This window comes from Staphylococcus sp. HMSC062H10, from assembly GCF_001836945.1.
Taxonomy (GTDB): domain Bacteria; phylum Bacillota; class Bacilli; order Staphylococcales; family Staphylococcaceae; genus Staphylococcus; species Staphylococcus aureus.
Genome location: NZ_KV830977.1, coordinates 86,309 through 106,091, shown reverse-complemented (window position 1 = coordinate 106,091; position 19,783 = coordinate 86,309). Strand labels below are relative to the sequence as shown.

Annotated in this window: 19 protein-coding genes and 1 tRNA gene; 2 read left to right on the top strand and 18 right to left on the bottom strand. The window is 32.4% G+C overall.

Translation table 11 applies throughout. The features are described from left to right. Positions 1-54: 54 nt before the first annotated feature. The 18 genes from HMPREF2658_RS06985 to kdpF form a co-directional block, all read right to left on the bottom strand. Positions 55-137 (bottom strand) — tRNA-Leu (locus HMPREF2658_RS06985). 646 nt (positions 138-783) lie between these two features. Continuing rightward, on the bottom strand, positions 784-1,239 hold the full coding sequence (locus HMPREF2658_RS06980; protein ID WP_001058374.1) for a SprT family protein: 456 nt from the start codon (positions 1,237-1,239) through the stop codon (positions 784-786). Continuing rightward, positions 1,232-3,382, bottom strand: coding sequence for a Tex family protein (locus HMPREF2658_RS06975; RefSeq protein ID WP_000370113.1), 2,151 nt, complete (start codon positions 3,380-3,382; stop codon positions 1,232-1,234). The genes HMPREF2658_RS06980 and HMPREF2658_RS06975 overlap by 8 nt, the downstream gene beginning before the upstream one ends. Before the next feature lie 433 nt (positions 3,383-3,815). Then, on the bottom strand, positions 3,816-4,586 hold the full coding sequence (gene sigB / locus HMPREF2658_RS06970) for an RNA polymerase sigma factor SigB (RefSeq protein ID WP_001041107.1): 771 nt from the start codon (positions 4,584-4,586) through the stop codon (positions 3,816-3,818). After that, positions 4,561-5,040: an anti-sigma B factor RsbW gene (rsbW, locus tag HMPREF2658_RS06965; protein ID WP_001190825.1), complete on the bottom strand. Its 480-nt coding sequence runs from the start codon at positions 5,038-5,040 to the stop codon at positions 4,561-4,563. The genes sigB and rsbW overlap by 26 nt, the downstream gene beginning before the upstream one ends. A gap of 1 nt (position 5,041) precedes the next feature. Continuing rightward, positions 5,042-5,368 (bottom strand): anti-sigma factor antagonist, encoded by a 327-nt coding sequence (locus HMPREF2658_RS06960; RefSeq protein ID WP_001052491.1) that lies wholly within the window; start codon positions 5,366-5,368, stop codon positions 5,042-5,044. A 118-nt stretch (positions 5,369-5,486) separates the two neighbouring features. Further along, positions 5,487-6,488, bottom strand: coding sequence for a SpoIIE family protein phosphatase (locus tag HMPREF2658_RS06955; RefSeq protein WP_000390829.1), 1,002 nt, complete (start codon positions 6,486-6,488; stop codon positions 5,487-5,489). 349 nt (positions 6,489-6,837) lie between these two features. Beyond that, on the bottom strand, positions 6,838-7,200 hold the full coding sequence (locus tag HMPREF2658_RS06945; protein ID WP_000621175.1) for a type II toxin-antitoxin system PemK/MazF family toxin: 363 nt from the start codon (positions 7,198-7,200) through the stop codon (positions 6,838-6,840). Beyond that, entirely contained in the window at positions 7,197-7,367 is a 171-nt protein-coding gene (gene mazE, locus HMPREF2658_RS06940) for a type II toxin-antitoxin system antitoxin MazE (RefSeq protein WP_000948331.1), read from the bottom strand. The genes HMPREF2658_RS06945 and mazE overlap by 4 nt, the downstream gene beginning before the upstream one ends. Before the next feature lie 84 nt (positions 7,368-7,451). Continuing rightward, positions 7,452-8,600, bottom strand: coding sequence for an alanine racemase (gene alr / locus HMPREF2658_RS06935; RefSeq protein ID WP_001281140.1), 1,149 nt, complete (start codon positions 8,598-8,600; stop codon positions 7,452-7,454). 65 nt (positions 8,601-8,665) lie between these two features. Further along, positions 8,666-9,025: a holo-ACP synthase gene (acpS, locus tag HMPREF2658_RS06930; protein WP_000581199.1), complete on the bottom strand. Its 360-nt coding sequence runs from the start codon at positions 9,023-9,025 to the stop codon at positions 8,666-8,668. A gap of 3 nt (positions 9,026-9,028) precedes the next feature. Beyond that, positions 9,029-9,520 (bottom strand): PH domain-containing protein, encoded by a 492-nt coding sequence (locus tag HMPREF2658_RS06925; RefSeq protein ID WP_001205907.1) that lies wholly within the window; start codon positions 9,518-9,520, stop codon positions 9,029-9,031. Continuing rightward, complete coding sequence (locus HMPREF2658_RS06920; RefSeq protein WP_001294637.1) at positions 9,507-11,090, bottom strand: PH domain-containing protein; 1,584 nt, start codon at positions 11,088-11,090, stop codon at positions 9,507-9,509. Before HMPREF2658_RS06920 ends, HMPREF2658_RS06925 begins: the two co-directional genes overlap by 14 nt. Further along, on the bottom strand, positions 11,083-11,562 hold the full coding sequence (locus HMPREF2658_RS06915) for a PH domain-containing protein (RefSeq protein ID WP_001287077.1): 480 nt from the start codon (positions 11,560-11,562) through the stop codon (positions 11,083-11,085). Before HMPREF2658_RS06915 ends, HMPREF2658_RS06920 begins: the two co-directional genes overlap by 8 nt. Before the next feature lie 207 nt (positions 11,563-11,769). Further along, positions 11,770-12,330, bottom strand: a complete 561-nt coding sequence (locus HMPREF2658_RS06910) for a K(+)-transporting ATPase subunit C (protein ID WP_001092406.1) — start codon at positions 12,328-12,330, stop codon at positions 11,770-11,772. Between the two features lie 19 nt (positions 12,331-12,349). After that, positions 12,350-14,377, bottom strand: coding sequence for a potassium-transporting ATPase subunit KdpB (gene kdpB, locus HMPREF2658_RS06905; protein WP_000546588.1), 2,028 nt, complete (start codon positions 14,375-14,377; stop codon positions 12,350-12,352). 18 nt (positions 14,378-14,395) lie between these two features. Next, positions 14,396-16,072 carry a potassium-transporting ATPase subunit KdpA gene (kdpA, locus tag HMPREF2658_RS06900; RefSeq protein ID WP_000402635.1) on the bottom strand — a complete coding sequence of 559 codons (1,677 nt, stop codon included), beginning with the start codon at positions 16,070-16,072 and terminating at the stop codon, positions 14,396-14,398. A 23-nt stretch (positions 16,073-16,095) separates the two neighbouring features. After that, positions 16,096-16,206: a K(+)-transporting ATPase subunit F gene (gene kdpF, locus HMPREF2658_RS06895; protein ID WP_001789641.1), complete on the bottom strand. Its 111-nt coding sequence runs from the start codon at positions 16,204-16,206 to the stop codon at positions 16,096-16,098. 137 nt (positions 16,207-16,343) lie between these two features. Between kdpF and HMPREF2658_RS06890 the strand changes: the two genes are divergently transcribed. After that, complete coding sequence (locus tag HMPREF2658_RS06890; RefSeq protein ID WP_000072293.1) at positions 16,344-19,001, top strand: sensor histidine kinase; 2,658 nt, start codon at positions 16,344-16,346, stop codon at positions 18,999-19,001. Further along, the gene (locus HMPREF2658_RS06885; protein ID WP_001190845.1) at positions 19,001-19,696 is read left to right on the top strand and encodes a response regulator transcription factor; all 696 of its coding nucleotides are present in this window, start codon (positions 19,001-19,003) and stop codon (positions 19,694-19,696) included. The genes HMPREF2658_RS06890 and HMPREF2658_RS06885 overlap by 1 nt, the downstream gene beginning before the upstream one ends. Positions 19,697-19,783 lie beyond the last annotated feature (87 nt).

Genomic DNA, 19,783 nt, shown 5'->3' with positions numbered 1-19,783 from the left:
AAGGCTGAGGTTTTGCCATTAAACTACACCCGCTTATTTAATTAAGAATTTTGATGCGGCCGAGAGGACTTGAACCTCCACGGGATTTCTCCCACTAGGCCCTCAACCTAGCGCGTCTGCCATTCCGCCACGACCGCGGATATAGGCATTTAAAACATCTTCGTTTTTCAGAACGTTATTCATTATATTATGATTAAAAATATTTGTCAATAACTTTTAATCGTTTTTTTACATTAAATTAATTTGTGTTATCAGTTGTTAACACAACGTTATTTATAATAAAGCATTAAGAACTTATTGTCAACATATTTTATAAATTTAATTTAGAATTGACTGTCTTTCAAATCAAAGTTTATTTAATTTGTTCTTTTTTAAGGAACGTGTTTAATCATACTAACTATAAGCTGTACAGTCAATAGATAAATTCAATCAAAATGTCATTAAAAATGTATAATTATCTTTTGTGCTACTTTAAAGCTTTAATTGGGTAAAGTTTATATATTATTCATTACTAAAATACGCCAAGATTTTTAATCTAATCAATTTCATTCTATCCTATCAAGTCACAATTTATGCCTTTACCTATATCAAAAGTAGAAAAGCCGCGATTGCGAAGTATTAAATTACGACAATCTCGGCTTTAAACATTTTATAAACACAATTTCTTCTTATTCAATTACTATGTTTACCAATCAAAATAATTCATTGATAAATTCTATATAAATTCCATACACCTCATAAATAATCTTAAATATACTCGAATTAGCTCTATTTGTATTGTACTTATTTCAATTGTCTTTTCATTCTTAATTTTCCATTGCAATGTCCGCAACGCATACGATTCGTATCAACTTTACGGATACGTATATATTTTGCATGACATTTAGTGCAATAATATTCATAATTTGCCCGTTGTTGATAGCTTTCAATGCTGTTACAAAATCTAGGCGCTCCAACCTGTTGGCTCAATCGTTTAAAGTCTTGATCTTTATGTTGATAACCTTTACCAGAAATATGCAGATGATAATGACACAATTCATGCAGTATAATTTTTACAACAGCATCTTCTCCATAATGCTCATATTGTTTTGGATTAATTTCAATATCATGGGACTTTAAAAGATAACGTCCGCCTGTTGTACGTAACCTTTTATTGAAATATGCACAATGTCGAAACTTACGTCCAAATTTTTCTTCAGAAAGCTTTTCAACCATTTTTTGCAATATTTCATTATTCATGTGGATCAATCATTGTTAAAGATACTTTGTCTTTATTTTTATCGATACTATAAATCCAAACGTCAACAATATCACCAACACTCACTATATCCATTGGATTTTTCACAAATTTCTTAGACAGCTTCGATACATGCACAAGACCATCTTGCTTAACACCTATATCAACAAACGCTCCAAAATCTACTACATTTCGAACTGTCCCACTTAATTTCATACCTTCTTTTAAATCTTCAATTGATAGCACATCGGATTTAAGGATTGGTGTTTCAAACTCGTCCCTAGGATCTCGATTAGGTGCTTTCAAGGATTTAATAATATCCTCTAATGTAGGTACACCGACTTGTAATTCAATCGCCAGTTCATCCATATCCAATGAATTTAATTTAGCTTTTAATGCATCACTACCTAAATCATTGCCACCAAATCCGAGTTTATCTAATAACTGATACGTTACTTTATAGCTTTCGGGATGAATCGATGTATTATCCAGTGGCTCTGACCCATCTACTATTCTTAAAAATCCTATACTCTGCTCAAAAGTTTTAGCACCCAAACGCTTAATCTTGCTTAACTCTTTATTATGCTTTATTGCGCCATTTTCTTCTCTATATGCAATTATATTTTTAGCAATTTGCGAACTTAGACCAGACACATATTGTAATAATGATGATGATGCTGTATTGACATCAACACCTACTTGGTTAACTGCTGTTTCAACAACGAAAGTTAATGCATTTTCTAGTGCTTTTTGATTAACATCATGCTGGTATTGTCCGACACCAATAGATTTAGGATCGATTTTAACTAATTCACTTAATGGATCTTGAACGCGTCGTCCAATTGATACGGCACTTCTTTCTTCCACTTGAAAATCAGGAAATTCATCTCTAGCAATTTCTGATGCTGAGTATACTGAAGCGCCCGCTTCATTGACAATGATGAATTGTACTGGCAACTGATGCTTTTTAATTAAATCTGCAACAAATTGTTCTGTTTCACGACTTGCAGTACCATTGCCAATTGCAATTAATTGCACATCATACGCTTTAACCATTTGTACAAAATCCTTCTCTGCTGCCTCTTTTTTAGAAACTGGTGGATGCGGATAAATCACACCTTTTGCTATAAAAGTACCGAATGGGTTAATGACTGCTAATTTACAACCTGTTCTAAATGCTGGATCTACGCCTAATATTTGTTTACCTTTCATTGGAGGTTGCAGTAATAGATTTCTTAAGTTTTCACTAAAAACATCTATTGCATGATTTTCAGCTTTTTCAGTTAAATCAACATGAATTTCACGCTCTATCGAAGGGACAATTAAGCGTTTCAAGCTATCTTTAATCGCCTCTAAAATATAACTGCGATTTACATTATTATGATTGATTTCTTGACGTGCAATGAAATCCTCTACTGATGCCGTATCGAATTCAAACTTTACAGATAATACTTTCTCTTTTTCACCACGATTCACAGCTAAAACTCTATGATTAGCAATGCGTTTAATTGGCTCACTGTATGCATAGTACATTTCAAAAATACCTTTTTCATCTTCAGCATTTTTCTTTTTAGATGTAGTTAACACACCTTGATGATACATATCTTTTAAAATTTTTGTTCTATATTTAGGGTTATCTGAAATTTGTTCCGCAATAATATCTTGCGCACCTTTGATAGCATCTTCAACCGATTGCACTTCTTCATTTATAAATTGTTGTGCTTTTTCTTCAATTGAGACTTCATGTTTACGTGCCTTCATCCATATCGCTAATGGTTCTAATCCTTTACGTTTCGCCTCAGTTGCCCTTGTCTTTTTCTTTTGTTTGAAAGGTCTATATAGGTCTTCAACACGTTGTAATTTGTTCTGTTTTAAAATATCTTTCTTTAATTCCTCAGTAAGTAATCCTTGCTGTTCTATATTTTTGATAACTTCTTCTTTACGTTTTTGTAAATTGACCATATATTGGTATTCGTCATCAATTTGCTTTATTTGAACTTCATCTAGTCCACCAGTTTGCTCTTTTCGATACCTCGCAATAAATGGTACTGTATTTTTTTCTTCAAGCAGTGTTAACACTGCTTCAATTTGTTTTTTACTAAATTGATATTTCTCTATGATTGAATTAATCAATTGATTGTCCATTTACTTAACCCACACTTTTTCTTAAATTTACTCATTTATTTTAACATATTCTAAAATACTTCTATTAAGGTATGATACTTAATGCAATTTTCACTTCCAAAACATTATATACACATGATTAGGTCATACTATATTTTAAATCGCACGTAGATTATTGAAAATGACGCACCATCATTCGCAAAATTTCATAATCTAAGCCTACTTTTTTATTCTAATAGCAATCCACCTATTTAAGCCGACAATTAGATATCTTCTTCACTTAAATTATTAATACTATATCGTGACATTTATGTGGATACACATTAAACTACGTTAAAAATGTATTAATTTGAAAATCTTAATTAAATTAAAAATACCCCTCGATTTCAATTTAATAATCAAGGGATAATTATATGGATTTTTCATTATAAAACGCATCATTAATAAGCAAATTCTATTTATGTGCTGCTTCTTGTAATTTCTTAATTGCCGTTCTCTGAAGTCGTGATACATGCATTTGACTTAAACCGATACGCTCACCTGTCTCTTTTTGACTCAAACCCTCAATAAACGTACATTGTATGATTTCTCGTTCGCGATCAGATAATATAGGTAATATTTTTTCTAAAATCATACGTTTTTCAGTTAAGTCATAATGGTCATCTTGTTGTCCCATAATATCTAATAGCGTAACAGTTGAACCATCTTTATCAGCTTCAATGGAATGATCAACACTTAACGCATTATAACTTTGTCCCATTTCCATTGCTTCTAACACTTCTTCTTCTGAAACTTCTAATCGATCAGCTATTTCACTGATAGAAGGTGAACGCTCTAATTCAGCGGTTAGTTCATCGCTCACTTTTTTGATTCTTGGTCCAATTTCTTTAATACGTCTCGGAACATGTACACTCCAAGTTTTATCTCGTAGATATCTTTTGATTTCACCGATTACAGTAGGTACTAAAAAGGCTTCAAACTTCCGTTCAAAGGACATATCGAATCTATTTATGGCACCTATTAAACCAACCATACCAACTTGAACTAAATCTTCGTGATGTGATTGTCCTTTAGAATATTTATATGCCAATGACTCAATTAGTTTTTGGTAATGTTTAACTAACTTATCTTGTGCATCTGTATTCTTATTTTCTTGGTGTTCTTTAATCCATTGGTTAATTTGCTCAGGTGAAACTTCATTAGCTGATTTCGACTCTTTCGCCATTATTTCGCACCTGCTCTTTTTTTATATACTTAGTCATACTGATTGTCACACCAGATTCTTTATATACTGTCACTTCATCCATTAAAGATTCGATTAAAAATAAACCTAGGCCACCTTCGCGTAAAAAGTCTATATTTTCGTCTTTATCGTAAGGACCTATTTTTGATTTAGTTGTTTCATAATCAAAACTGTCACCTTTATCAGAAATAACAATTTTAATTTTATCTTCTAAAATTTCAAAATATATGTTAATAATGCCTACATTGTTTTTTTCTTTGTATGCATGTTTAACTGCATTTGTCACAGCTTCACTAACTGCAATCTTGGCATCTTCAATATCATCATATGTAGCACCAGCTCTCGAAAAAACGCCAGAAAGTGTTAAACGAATTAAACTTACATACTCTGCCGATGCTGGCACGCGCATTTCGATAAAATCTTCTTTAGATTGCATGTTATTCGACCTCCGTTCCTTCATTAACATGCATTAAATCCTTAAGACCAGTAATTTCAAATAGTCTACCGATACGATCTGACACACCTAAAATGTATAGTTCTTTATCATTTTGGTTTAATGCTTTTAATGTACCTACGAATAAACCTAAACCTGTCGAATCCATATAACTCACATTTTCTAAATTAACATAAATATCACGAGTTCCATCTTGTCTCATAGGTGTTAAAACCTCTTCTAATTCAGGCACAGTATAAACATCTAATTCTCCACCGACTTTAACTTCGTAAAATTTATCTTGAGTGGTTGTTTCTATATTAAGATTCATTTCATTACACTCCTACTTATTAAAAATATTTATCTTCATTTTAAGCGCTGTATCCACCATATTTATATTTCAAATTATTATATACCCATCGAAATAATTTCTAATCTTCTTTTTTAAATTAATTTACTCTTTTTATAATCAAAATAGTCATATCATCTTTTTTATTTGGGTTTTGAAGTTTTAAAATTGCTTCATAGATAATTTGAACAATATCTTGTGGGTGCATATGTTTATGTTTTTTAATATATTCTAAAAGTTTTTGTTTATCTATAAAGGTACCTTCACTATTTCTAGCTTCAGTCACACCATCCGTTAAAATGATAATTAAATCATCAAGGTATATTGGAATTTCTTGTTGTTGATATCGTGTTTGTGAACTGATTCCTAACACTCTACCTCTAACTGAAATTTCTTCAAACTCTTCTTTTTCAGCGCGATAAATATATCCAGGCTCATGACCAGCTGAACTACAATACAATAAATGGTTCATTTCTTCATATAAACCATAAAACATTGTGACGAACATATTTTGGTTAATATTCTTTTCAACAACACGATTTAAACGTTTTAAGCCATCACTCGGTAATTGTGAGTGTCCATAAGAATCCATGCCAAACTTTATCATACTCATTGCTAAAGCAGCTGGTATACCTTTTCCAATGACATCTGCAACAGCAAAGCTCATTGTGCCATCGTTATGGTCAATTAAATTAAAATAATCTCCACTTACTTTTTGTGCCGCCACTGAAATAACGCCAATTTGAATACTATCAAATTGTGGAATATCTGTTTTAAGCATTGTTTGTTGTAAGCTAGAAGCTAAGTCTATCTCTTTATCGTGAACTTGAAGTTTATCTACCAATCTTTGATAATCTCGATAACTATAACCAAAGCCTTTAACGATTTCTTGTAAGACATCTAATGTCTTGAACACATCTTCACGCGTTAAGTTTAACGTCAATATATAGTTTTTGTGAATATCGACAATGTCTTCAGGCAAGACGTCCTTACGAATCACTTCGTCAGTGTATTTCTCACACTTTTTTATCAATTCTACTTTATCTTGGCACGTTAAACTTTCATCAATTAAACCCTTATAATGTTGCTTAAATTCTTCCACGATTAGTTGCCTCCTCACTTCCCTTACAAAGCAAATGCTTAAGCAAGGATAATTATGATTCACTTACTAACATTTATTTAATTGCACTTATCAATTTTGTCGTTTGCAATTTTGCTGTAGATGATACTTTTAAGCTAAAAAAAACTTTAGGATGGAATACCTAAAGCCTAAAAAACTTAAGACATCCTTTTATAATAAAAAATATGAATATCATAACTGGTATTTGCTAAAATCTTTGTTTATAAGAAAATTCTTCGTTCAGAATTTAGAAATAGTTATAATTATTATAAAGTTATTGTCTTTTATATCAATATTTTATTTATCTCTGAAAAATACATATAATAGACGCCTAATTTTTCTGATGAGCTACTGCATTCAGCCCTAAACTAATCATTAGTGCATTATCTACTTCTTTCATTTTATCATCGGATAAGTACGTCAGTTTTTCTTTCAATCGTTTTTTATCAAGTGTACGAATTTGCTCTAATAATATAACTGAGTCTTTATCCAATTTATACTTTTTCTTTTCAATCTCTACATGTGTCGGTATTTTCGCTTTATTAATCCTACCAGTTATTGCCGCAACAATAACTGTAGGACTATATTTATTACCAGTATCATTTTGAATTATGACTACAGGTCTGACTCCCCCTTGTTCAGATCCCTGTACTGGTGATAAATCTGCTAAATAAACATCTCCTCGTCTAATCATTCATTCGTTGAATTAGAAGATAAATATGTTTCGTTGCAATCGCATGCTTCACACTCTATCGGAAAAGCTTCGTTCGCTAGGGAGAGATTTAAATCAGCCATTTGTGAATATCCTTCTTTTAAAGATTGTTCTAAGCTATGACTTCTATTTTGACTAAAAGATAACATATGAGAACCTCCAATTGATTCCAAAAGTTATTAAATGACCTTTAATTACTCTAATGATAACAAATTTTATATGCACTGACCATATTATTTTAACAATTCATTTGTTACAAAACGTTGATCACCATCATGATAGATTCGCGGCAAACGTCTCGACAAGTTGCAAAGCACTTCATAATTAATAGTATGTTGCTTTTCAGCTGCCACCTCTACCGACTGTGGACTTTCTCTATGATTATCTATTAAAATCACCGAATCTCCAGCTTTAACTTGATCTGGCACTTTTACAATTGTCTGATCCATACATACGCGACCAATAACTTCGCATTGATGACCATTTACATTTACAAAGCTACCTTGCATAATGCGTAAATAGCCATCTGCATATCCAATAGGTAACAATGCTATTGTTGTTGGATCAGTAGCTGTATAAGTTGCACCATAACTTACAGACTCACCAGCTTGTAGCGTCTTTGTTTGAACTACATTAGCAATTAATTGCACACTTGGTTTAAGGTGTACTTTAACTTTTTGCTGTACATACTCTGATGGATAATATCCATAAAGAGAAATTCCTGGTCTTATTGCATTACAGAATTGGCAATCCATTAATAGAGAACCTGCTGAGTTCTGACAATGTATATATTCAGGTTTAATTGCTTCATTGACCATATCTTTAAAACGGTGATATTGTTCAGTTGTCATATCTCCTGGTTCGTCAGCACAGGCAAAATGTGTAAACACGCCTTCAAATACAAGTTGCTCATATTGTTGAATGATTTCAATCACTTCTTGATACGTTTTAGTATCTTTAATACCTAAACGTCCCATTCCTGTATCTAATTTAATATGCAACCATAACTTTTTCTCTTGCTCACCAGAAATGTTTTTAATTGCTTCTTTCAACCACTGTTTAGACGGAACCGTTAAGGCAACTCGGTGTTGTATCGCTTTATCAATATCTTTAGCTGGTAACACACCTAAGACTAAAATTTTAGCAGTAATCCCATGCATTCTAAGTTCTATCGCTTCATCTAACGTTGCTACAGCAAAAAATGTGGCACCATTTTCCATTAAATGACGTGCTACTTTAACACTACCTAGTCCATAGGCATTGGCTTTAACGACAGCCATCACTGTTTTATTTGGATGCAATGTACTGAATACTTTGAAATTTGATGCAACAGCGTTTAAATCTACATTCATATACGCAGATCTATAATATTTATCTGACATATTACTTCCTCCTGTAATTCCCACACGTTTTAAAACTAGATCTTAATTATCATTGTATAACAAATTTAAAATGCTGACTTTTCTAAAACCACTTGGCTCATCGCATAATGCTCAGTGTGTGAGATACTAACATGTACGATGAACCCTTCGTAATCAATCTTTGGTTTGCCAAGTTCGTCGTTGTAACAGTCTACATCGTTAAAAGCTACATGTTTTCCTAAGCCTGTGCCTAATGCTTTACTGAACGCTTCTTTTGTAGCAAACCTGCCAGCTAAAAATTCAATTTTACGTTGCTCATGTGTGAAATTGTTGAATTTGTGCTGTTCATTTTTAGTTAAAATCCGCTCAACCAATTTTGGTTGCTTACTATATAACACTTTTATTCGATCGATTTCGATTAAATCTACACCAATTCCATGTATCATTGATTATTCCTCATTTTTATTGTTTTCTAAATGTCTCTCGTTATTTAACCAGCGTTTCAATCTACGTGCTTCACTTCTATCTATTAATTCAATTTCAGCTTGACCACCCGCTGTATAAAGTGTCAAAGTTGCTAATCGATAGCGTCTCATTATAGGACCAACATCGATATCAATATTTTGAATACGAAAATATGGTATTACTTTTTCATCCAAAAATAAAATGCCGTTTCGTACACGCAAATGGTGTTTTTCAAATGCATATCTGCAGTGCTTATATCGATAGACTGGCGCTATGACAAGCGTGAAAACAGCAACAAGTAATATAATAATCACACTACTAACAATGGATATATGGTTATCTAATATCTCCCAAAATAGCCAGTTCAAAATATTAAATGCTATTAAAAGTACAAGCGCTATTGGTATCCAAAACAGCACAGCACTTAACCTCATCACTTTTTTAGCATGTGGTGACATAAAATTATAATCCCTCATCATTTTTACCTCTCAAATACCATGATTTCAATTTATTTGCATCTTCACTTCTTGCGTATTTTAAGTTAATCGATTGGGCTCCCACACCTTTAGCAACTATAAAACTAAAATTATTTAAATTGTTGCGTTTAAGTAATGTATGTTGCCAAGTGTCAAATCCTATAATGTGATGCGCTTTAAAATAATAAATATTTCGTTTCAATAGCACGAAATTCTGGATAGTAATTTGTTCTTCTGTCATTTTAAAACCCGCATGTTTGACATAAAGATATCCTTTGATCACAAATAAACCAATAATGACTATTGTTATAATCGTAAATAACAATAATAATTGATTCCAAAAATAACAGCCAATTCCTGCCATAGCTATGACAATAATACTAGGTATTAAAAAGTGTCTGTGAAAACCTGACAAAGGCATACCTTCATTAACTTGTTGATAAGATAAATCTGGTACTAAATTCTGGATAATTTGATATGCTTTGTCTCGTTTAATAAACGGCAATATTGTCACACTACCTGAATCATTATCATCATCTTCGATTTTTTTATTTTCAAAATCACTTGTGATGATAAAATGTATTGCTGTGTAGCCAAATAATCTTCGTATATATGACTGACGTTCAACAACAGCTTGCAATCGTTTCGTTGGTACAGTCACTTTCTTCTTGTTAAAGAGACCATATTCAATTTTAAGTTGTTCATTTTCAAGCATCACCGAAAAGCCATAAAATCTTATCATCGTTATAATCGTTCCAATAATATATGCCGCTATTAATACTAGTAAAATGATGATTAATACTGAAATACTTACAATTTGAACCCATTGACTAATTTCATGGTTTAACTTCGACCATGGGATCAACTCTCTTACAGCGCCGTAAATCGGTACTAAAGCTGCTAACGTTACACCAATGGCGCCACTGGTCATTGCCATAAATAGTGATTCTTTAAAATTCATCTGATATATAGGAATGCGTTTGTTTTTCTGTTTAAGCATACTTTCAGTGTTCTGCACTTCATCTAAGCGACCTTTTGCGATGTCCTCCACATTACCTTCAATGGCATGATTACAGTTGTCATTCTGCTCAGTACTAGACTTTTGCGCCACTTCTGTCTTCAACTCTGTTTGCAATTGATCAATATAGCGTTCAAGATATTCACCTTGCTTTTTCGAAATAACGCTTAAGACAATACCATCACTTGGTGTTTTGATTTGTAAATCCACACCACCAATAATTTGATTGACGATCCCTTGTGTCATATCAACGGACTGAATACGTTTTATATTTAATTCTTTACGCTTTTTATTAAAAATACCTGTTGTTAAAATGAAATAATTATCCTCAATCCAATATCGCGTGTTCATAATTCCGATAATTTGAGAAATGTATGATATTAAAAAGAATACAAATACAATACCTATCCATAAATATGATTCGGGATTCGTATAATCAAAATCTTTCAATTGAAAGATAACGAAAATAAAAAAGACGACTATGTTTTGTTTGATAGCATTGATTATGCCATTAAAATATGAAATCGGATGTAATTTTTGAGGTTCAGACATCACTTTCAACCCCTCTCAAATTCGACATAGTTCTCGCTTCGATTATTTTAACATCGTCATGAGACATCATCGGTAAATAAATAGTATGACCTGCAGTCATAAATCCAACTTTATACAAATTAAGTATTTTACTAATTGGATTAGATTTAATCGACAAGTATTGTAAACGTTCAATTCGACTCGTCTCTTCTTTATAAATTAAAAATGATGTACGATATTGTACACTGAGTTGATCAACTTGATAATAGCGACAGTGATATTGCCATAAAGGCTTAATAAATAATTTTATTGTGCTCAGAGCACCTAAAACCAACAAAATATAAAGTAGGTAATGTGGCCATTCAAATCTTATCCATATAAAATAAAAAATGACATACACAGCTACACTCAATATAAATTCTAAGCCATTCGTAATGTAGTAATACAACAATGCTGACTTAGGACTCTTAGATAACTTAGTATAATCTGACATATACCCCTCTCCCCAAATAAAAATTATACGGATTTATAATCTATTTCATTTTATTTTTATATGTTGATAATTATAGCATATGGAATATTTCATGCTAATTTATTCTTCCTAAAGGTACATCTAAAAATTTAGTTAAGCAGAAAGTGCTTGAATTGCTAAAAAGACACCATGTTATAATTTTATCAACATGATGCCTTTCATCTATAATCAATCTTTCATCTTATCAAGAGCAATATTTAGTTCAAGCACATTCACATAATCATTTGTTAACACACCACGCTGCTTACGATGTTGAATCAAGTCGGCCACTCTTGAAGTAGATATATGACGAGCATCAGCAATACGATGTGCTTGCTTCAATGCATTTTCAACCGTAATATGCGGATCTAAGCCCGACCCAGAACTTGTTGCAGCATCTATTGTTACATTTGAATTACCAAATTTATCACGATGTTTCACGCGTGCTATTAATTCGGTGTTTCCATTCGATTCATTACTTCCACCTGATAATACACCGTTTTTATATAATTTTTCAGGATTCATATTATAATCAACTGCACTCGGTCTCCCGTGAAAATATCGTGTCTCTGTCCAGTGCTGTCCAATCAATTTTGATCCAACTATACGATTGTCATACGTAATTAAACTACCATTTGCTTGTTGATAAAAAAATATTTGACCAATTAACGTGATAGCTAATGGGAATAAAAATCCACATAATACCATAGTTATTATCGTTAAACAAATACTATTTCTTATCGTATTCATGGTACAGGCTCCTTCCTCTTTACACAAAAAATTGTACAATCATATCTATTAATTTAATGCCTAAAAACGGGACGATTAATCCACCTAATCCATAAATCAACATATTATTTATAAAAATTCTATCAATGCTGTAACCCTTTACTTTTACACCTTTCATGGCAATTGGAATTAAGGCAACAATGATTAATGCATTGAATATCAAAGCTGATATGATTGCAGATTTAGGTGACGATAAATGCATAATATTTAGTGAAGTCATTTCTGGAATCGTTGACATCATTAGCGCAGGTAAAATTGCAAAGTATTTTGCTACGTCATTAGCCAAACTAAATGTCGTTAATGCACCTCTCGTCATTAATAATTGTTTGCCTATTTTTACAACCTCTATTAACTTTGTAGGATTCGAATCTAAATCAATTAGATTGGCCGCCTCTTTAGCACTAATTGTCCCTGAGTTCATAGCTAATCCTATATTCGCTTGTGCTAGCGCAGGTGCATCATTTGTACCATCTCCTGTCATCGCAACAATATGGCCTTTCGCTTGTTCATCTTTGATGACTTTAATTTTATCTTCGGGTTTACACTCTGCAACAAATCTATCAACACCCGCTTCTTTTGCAATTGTAGCTGCTGTTAAAGCATTATCGCCCGTACACATAACTGTTTCAATGCCCATTTTTCTCAATTCAGCAAATCGTTCTACTAGACCATCTTTAATCACATCTTTTAAATAAATCACGCCAAGCATGACGTTGTTTTCAATGACTATTAATGGTGTGCCACCTTTACTCGATACATCCATACAGATAGACTCAATATTATGAGGAATATTGCCCTGTTGTTGTTTGACAAGATTTATCATACTATTAGGTGCACCTTTGAATACTGATATTTCATTTGTAATGATTCCGCTCATTCTAGTTTCAGCTGTAAAAGGCTTATATGTGCCATCAATGTCTTTAGGCAGCTCATTTATATACATCTGCTTTGCTAATCGCACAATACTTTTTCCTTCTGGCGTATCATCGTAGATTGATGACATATAAGCAGCGACTATCAATTTTTCCATCATTTGTTGATTCACTGGTAAAAATTCACTAGCGATTCGATTGCCATAAGTGATTGTCCCTGTCTTGTCTAAAATCATTACATCGACATCTCCACATACTTCTACAGCACGCCCACTTTTCGCTAATACATTGAATTGAGTAACACGATCCATGCCTGCAATACCAATCGCCGATAACAAACCACCGATTGTCGTTGGTATTAAACATACTGTTAACGCAATGAGCATCGCAATAGGTAAAATTAAATGCAGGTAAGATGCAATTGGATATAACGTTACAATAACGACTAAAAATATAATTGTTAACGTTGTTAATAATGTAAAAAGTGCAATTTCATTGGGTGTTTTATTTCTTTCTGCCCCTTCAACTAAGGCAATCATTTTATCTAAAAAAGATGTACCCGCTTCACTCTCAACACGTATTTCTAACCAATCAGATGTTACAAGTGTACCGCCAATGACTCCATCAAAATCACCACCTGATTCTTTTATCACAGGTGCAGACTCACCAGTAATTGCAGATTCATCAACGGTTGCTAATCCATTTATTACAACGCCATCAGCAGGGATTGTTTCTCCGTTTTCTACCCGAATAGTTTGGCCGGCTTTTAACTCTGTGGCGTTCACTATCCGATACGCTCCATTTTCTTCTATCAATCGAGCAGTTAAATTTGATTGTGCTTGTCTTAAACTATCAGCTTGCGCTTTTCCACGACCTTCAGCAAAGGCTTCTGAAAAATTAGCAAACAATATAGTTATTAATAATATGATGAAAATTGTAATCAAATAACCTCGCGATAGATAGTTAGTTCCAAATATGTCAGGAAAACATATTAATATCAACGTTAAAATCATTCCAACCTCGACGACAAACATTATCGGATTTTTTATTAATTGTTTAGGATTCAGCTTATAAAAACTCATTTTCAAAGCTTCTATCACCATTGTTTGATTGAAATATTTATTTACATGATGCATTTTTTCCATCCCTTTACTTTATTTTAAAGTTAAAAATTCACCAATAGGACCAAGTAATAGTACTGGAATAAATGTCAAACCACTTAGTAAAACGATAAATACGATGAGTGATACACCAAAATAAGGTTTATCAATCGCTATAGTATATTTATCTTGGTGGTATGATTTTTTATTCACTAAACTTGATGCAATCATTAATTGCAAAATAATTGGTATATAACGAGAAAGCAACATAATGATTCCTGTAGAGATATTCCAGAATGTTGTATCATCTTTCAGTCCTTCAAACCCTGATCCATTGTTCGCAGCAGCTGACGTCATTTCATACATAGCTTGTGAGATACCATGAAAAGACGGATTCGTTATACTTTCACTTGCTCCAGGAATCATAAAAGTAAGTGCTGAAAATACTAAAATTAAAATTGGATGTATGAGAAAGACTAAGACAATACATTTCATTTCACGGGCGCCAATTGGCATATTTAAATATTCTGGTGTTTTACCAACCATCAAACTGCATATAAACACCGTCAGTAAGACATATATCAATAAATTCATGAGTCCTACGCCTTCGCCACCAAATACAACATTTAGCATCATTAATACCATTGGTCCTAATCCACCTAGAGACGTTAAGCTATCATGCATGTTATTAACAGAACCCGTTGTAAATGCCGTCGTAATAACTGTAAATAGTGCTGACAAACCTGCTCCAAACCGTACCTCTTTACCTTCCATATTCGGTCCATGAATGCCTAAATTCGCTAGTATTGGATTACCACGATACTCACTCCACATAGTTAATGTAAGAATTGCTATAAAAATAAAAAACATTGCGACAAATAATATCAGCGCATGACGATGCACTCGTTTACCATGTCTACTTAACATGCGACCAAATAAGAACAACATTGACATAGGAAGTAACATCATACTGCCCATTTCTATAAAATTGCTCAAAATATTTGGATTTTCAAAAGGTGTTGCAGAATTTCCTGCTAAAAATCCTCCACCATTCGTACCAAGGTGTTTTATTGATTCAAGTGATGCAATAGGTCCAAATGCAATATGTTGAATATGTCCGCTTAAAGTCCGAATCATTAAATTAGCATGCAACGTTTGTGGTACACCTTGAGTCATCAATAAAATACTAATTAAACATGATAATGGTAAAAGCACTCGGACAATAAACCGAACAATATCTTGATAAAAATTACCAATGATATTAGTCAATCCGGTTAAACGTCTCAACATCGCTATACAAACGGCGTAACCTGATGCACTAGATGTAAACATTAAATATGTCATTACAATCATTTGCGTTAAATATGTCACACCTGATTCACCGTTATAGTGTTGTAAATTACTATTTGTTAAAAAAGATATTGCTGTATTAAACGCTAAATCTATCGATTGGTTTAAATTATGATTTGGGTTTAAAAAAAGCCATTGTTGAACTATTAGCAATACAAATGTTATAACCCCTATAAATCCATTGAATGCCAGAAAATGTTTAACATATGTTTTAGCTGACATGTGTTCTAAGTCTGTGCCGATAATTTTAAAACACATATTTTCAAATCTAGTAAATATTAAATCTACTCTTGACGATTGCACCAATGCTACGCGATATAGATATCCACTAAAAACATACGCAATCATAACCATCATTGTTAGAAACAAAATTATTTCCATGATAACCCTCACTTAATATATTTTTAAAATTTTTCACTACGAATTAAGGCATAAAATAAATACAAAACTAATGCAATAACTACTAATAATAAAACGATGAGCATTGCCATAACCTCCTTACAACACAACAACATCGTAACAACTTGTTTATGAGAGAAATATTAATTTTCAAACTCAGTTATTAAGAAATCATTAAGATGTGTATGCAGAAATAAATTTTATAGCATTTAATTGTGAAGAATATTATGATATTGCTATCGAGGTGAAGGTTATGTCAAACACTGAATCGCTAAACATAGGAAAAAAGCGTGGATCTTTAACAATTTACATCGGTTACAGTCCAGGTGTTGGTAAAACATTTGAGATGCTTTCAAATGCCATTGAACTATTTCAAAGTAACGTTGATATTAAAATAGGATATGTTGAACCGCATCAACGTGATGAAACAAATGCATTAGCTGAACAATTACCTAAAATCGCAACCAATTTTACTAAACATGGTAGTCATCATTTTCAATATTTAGATGTCGACCGCATAATCGAAGAATCGCCGACAATAGTACTTATCGATGAGTTAGCACATACGAACATTTCTAGAGATCGTCATGAGAAACGATATATGGATATTGAAGAAATTTTAAATCATGGTATCGATGTTCATACTACTTTGAACATTCAACATATTGAAAGTTTAAGTAGTCAAATTGAACTGATGACCGGTGTACATGTTAAAGAACGTGTACCCGACTATTTCATAATGAGCGCCGATGTATTAGAAGTCGTAGATATCTCACCTGAACAATTAATTAAACGCTTAAAAGCTGGCAAGGTATATAAAAAGGATAGGCTAGATGTAGCATTTAGTAATTTCTTTACGTATGCCCACCTAAGCGAACTGCGTACATTGACGTTAAGAACAGTTGCCGACTTGATGAGTGATAAAGAAAAAATCCGACACAACCATAAAACGTCACTCAAACCTCATATTGCTGTGGCAATTAGTGGGAGCATTTATAATGAAGCAGTAATTAAAGAGGCATTCCATATTGCTCAAAAAGAACATGCAAAATTCACTGCTATTTATATAGATGTATTCGAAAAAAACAGGCAATATAAAGATAGTCAAAAGCAAGTGCATCAACATCTCATGCTTGCAAAATCATTAGGAGCAAAAGTAAAAGTAGTTTATAGCCAAACCGTTGCATTAGGATTAGACGAATGGTGTAAAAATCAAGATGTAACCAAATTAATTATCGGACAACATATTAGAAATAAGTGGCGAGACTTTTTCAATAAACCTTTAATTGACCATTTAATGTCCTTTGAACATAGCTATAAAATCGAAATCGTTCCAATCAAACAAATACCTGTTGAATTGAAAATGAACAAGTCACCCTATCGTCCTAAAGGCAAACGTTTCGCTATAGATATGTTTAAAATGATTTTGATTCAAATAATTTGTGTAATGATGGGACTGTGGATTTATCAACTTGATAAGCATGAGTCTAGCACGATTATTTTAATGATTTTTCTCATCGGCATCATTTTATTATCCATTTGGACGCGGTCCTACATCATTGGCTTTTTAGCAGCAATTATTAACGTATTTGTTTTTAATTATTTTTTTACGGAACCTAGATATACATTTGAAGTATACCGCTTTGACTATCCTATTACATTTATCGTTAGCATTTTAACAAGTATTTTAACGAGTGCTTTATTAAAACAAATTAAATTCCAATACGCCATTACTAAAAGGCAACTTTATCGTACAGATTTATTATTTCAATTTAATGATTCGATTAAACAAACTTATACAGTTGAAAACTTACTAATAAATGCTGGATACCAAATTAATCAATTATTGCAACAATCAATTACTATATACGTTATCAATCAATCCAAAGTAATTAAAACAATACCATTGCAAAACCATATCAATAATACGACTCAACAGCATGAACAAGCATTAAGCTGGGTAATTAAAAATGAAAGACAAGCTGGTGCAACAACAGATACATTTCCAGGCATTAATAAATGGTTGATACCAATTGGCACATCTCCGATTAAAGGCATTCTAGCCATTGATTACCAAAGTTCTCAAGTGATTAATCCATATGATGCATCAATATTAGAATCAATGTTAAATGAACTTTCTCTCGCCGTTGAAAATGTGATGTTACTTAAACAAACGAGAGAATCCATGTTACAGGCTGAACGTCAACTGACACATTCAAATTTTTTAAGATCAATTTCGCATGACATACGTACACCGTTAACAACAATTATGGGAAATTTAGATATTTTAGTATCACATAGTAAAGATATGTCTATCATAGAAAAGAAACAATTACTTGTGCATAGTTTTCAAGAAAGTCAGTATTTATATCTATTAGTGACAAATATTTTATCATTAACAAAATTACAGTCATCAAATGTTCAGATAAAATTGCAACCTTATCTCGTTAGTGAATTAGTAGAAGAAATCGATATGATTTTAGAACGTCGTCATTTAAAAAAGCGTATAACTGTATCATCCTCAGTTGATTTACAGTTTATACACATTGACAGTAAGTTGATTTTACAAGCTTTATTCAATTTGATTGAAAATGCAGTTAAACACACTTCTACTGACACCAAAATCAATTTATCTATTCGTTATGCTAGCGATGAACAAATCGAATTTGCCGTTACAGACGAAGGACCTGGAATTAGTTTAGAAGAACAACAAAAGATATTCGAGCCTTTTTACACAGGATCAAATAAATATTTTAAAGATAACCAAAAAGAAAGCATGGGACTAGGCTTATATTTAGTACAGACTATCCTACACAAACATCAATCAAACTTACAATATAAACCGAACCAACCACACGGCAGTATATTCTATTTCAATATAGATACAGACTTTAATGAAGGAGACATATAATGCAATCTAAAATATTGATAATTGAAGATGATCACGCAATCACACATTTACTTGATGTTGCATTAACTTTAGATTATTACAATGTAACTACAGCCGAAAATGCCACACAAGCACACTTTAAAATTCAAATTGATAAACCAGATGTCATTTTATTAGATTTAGGTTTACCAGATAAAGATGGATTATGTTTGATTTCAGAAATCAGGCAACATACTGACATTCCTATCATTGTAATAAGTGCAAGACAAGAAGAACAAACAATTATTCAAGCTTTAGATAACGGTGCGAATGACTATATGACTAAGCCTTTTAATGTTGATGAGCTTCGGGCACGAATTCGAGTCATCGAAAGAATCGCTAAGTCACATCAAGAAACTAACATTGTATTTACTAACGGTTTGTTAAGCATCGACTTTGGTTCCAAATCTGTTGTTATTAATAATCAGGAGGTACATTTGACGCCAAATGAATTTAGCTTGTTAGAACTATTGTCAAATCACAAAGGAAAAGTACTCACTTATGAGATGATATTAAAACGAATATATGGCTATGTTAATAAGACTGAAATGCCTAGTTTAAGAGTGCATATGACATCATTAAGACAAAAACTTTCACAATGTCATGAGGACGCAAAAGATATTATTAAAACACATCCACGTATTGGTTATCAAATGTTGCAGTGGAAAGAGAAATAATTAAATAAAAAAGATCGCTGCCATTAAACGAATGATTGGCAGTGATCTTTTTTATATTCAACTTATTATTTATTGCGCACTAGTGTC

Excerpts from the sequence above, each read along its gene's own strand:
- kdpF (WP_001789641.1), bottom strand. The coding sequence starts at position 16,206 with ATGTTGTTGTGTTGTAAGGAGGTTATGGCAATGCTCATCGTTTTATTA.
- acpS (WP_000581199.1), bottom strand. The coding sequence starts at position 9,025 with ATGATACATGGAATTGGTGTAGATTTAATCGAAATCGATCGAATAAAA.
- alr (WP_001281140.1), bottom strand. The coding sequence starts at position 8,600 with ATGTCAGATAAATATTATAGATCTGCGTATATGAATGTAGATTTAAAC.
- sigB (WP_001041107.1), bottom strand. The coding sequence starts at position 4,586 with ATGGCGAAAGAGTCGAAATCAGCTAATGAAGTTTCACCTGAGCAAATT.
- HMPREF2658_RS06915 (WP_001287077.1), bottom strand. The coding sequence starts at position 11,562 with ATGTCAGATTATACTAAGTTATCTAAGAGTCCTAAGTCAGCATTGTTG.
- HMPREF2658_RS06910 (WP_001092406.1), bottom strand. The coding sequence starts at position 12,330 with ATGAATACGATAAGAAATAGTATTTGTTTAACGATAATAACTATGGTA.
- kdpB (WP_000546588.1), bottom strand. The coding sequence starts at position 14,377 with ATGCATCATGTAAATAAATATTTCAATCAAACAATGGTGATAGAAGCT.
- HMPREF2658_RS06890 (WP_000072293.1), top strand. The coding sequence starts at position 16,344 with ATGTCAAACACTGAATCGCTAAACATAGGAAAAAAGCGTGGATCTTTA.
- HMPREF2658_RS06975 (WP_000370113.1), bottom strand. The coding sequence starts at position 3,382 with ATGGACAATCAATTGATTAATTCAATCATAGAGAAATATCAATTTAGT.
- HMPREF2658_RS06925 (WP_001205907.1), bottom strand. The coding sequence starts at position 9,520 with ATGAGGGATTATAATTTTATGTCACCACATGCTAAAAAAGTGATGAGG.
- HMPREF2658_RS06945 (WP_000621175.1), bottom strand. The coding sequence starts at position 7,200 with ATGATTAGACGAGGAGATGTTTATTTAGCAGATTTATCACCAGTACAG.
- HMPREF2658_RS06920 (WP_001294637.1), bottom strand. The coding sequence starts at position 11,090 with ATGTCTGAACCTCAAAAATTACATCCGATTTCATATTTTAATGGCATA.
- HMPREF2658_RS06980 (WP_001058374.1), bottom strand. The coding sequence starts at position 1,239 with ATGAATAATGAAATATTGCAAAAAATGGTTGAAAAGCTTTCTGAAGAA.
- HMPREF2658_RS06960 (WP_001052491.1), bottom strand. The coding sequence starts at position 5,368 with ATGAATCTTAATATAGAAACAACCACTCAAGATAAATTTTACGAAGTT.
- rsbW (WP_001190825.1), bottom strand. The coding sequence starts at position 5,040 with ATGCAATCTAAAGAAGATTTTATCGAAATGCGCGTGCCAGCATCGGCA.
- kdpA (WP_000402635.1), bottom strand. The coding sequence starts at position 16,072 with ATGGAAATAATTTTGTTTCTAACAATGATGGTTATGATTGCGTATGTT.
- mazE (WP_000948331.1), bottom strand. The coding sequence starts at position 7,367 with ATGTTATCTTTTAGTCAAAATAGAAGTCATAGCTTAGAACAATCTTTA.
- HMPREF2658_RS06885 (WP_001190845.1), top strand. The coding sequence starts at position 19,001 with ATGCAATCTAAAATATTGATAATTGAAGATGATCACGCAATCACACAT.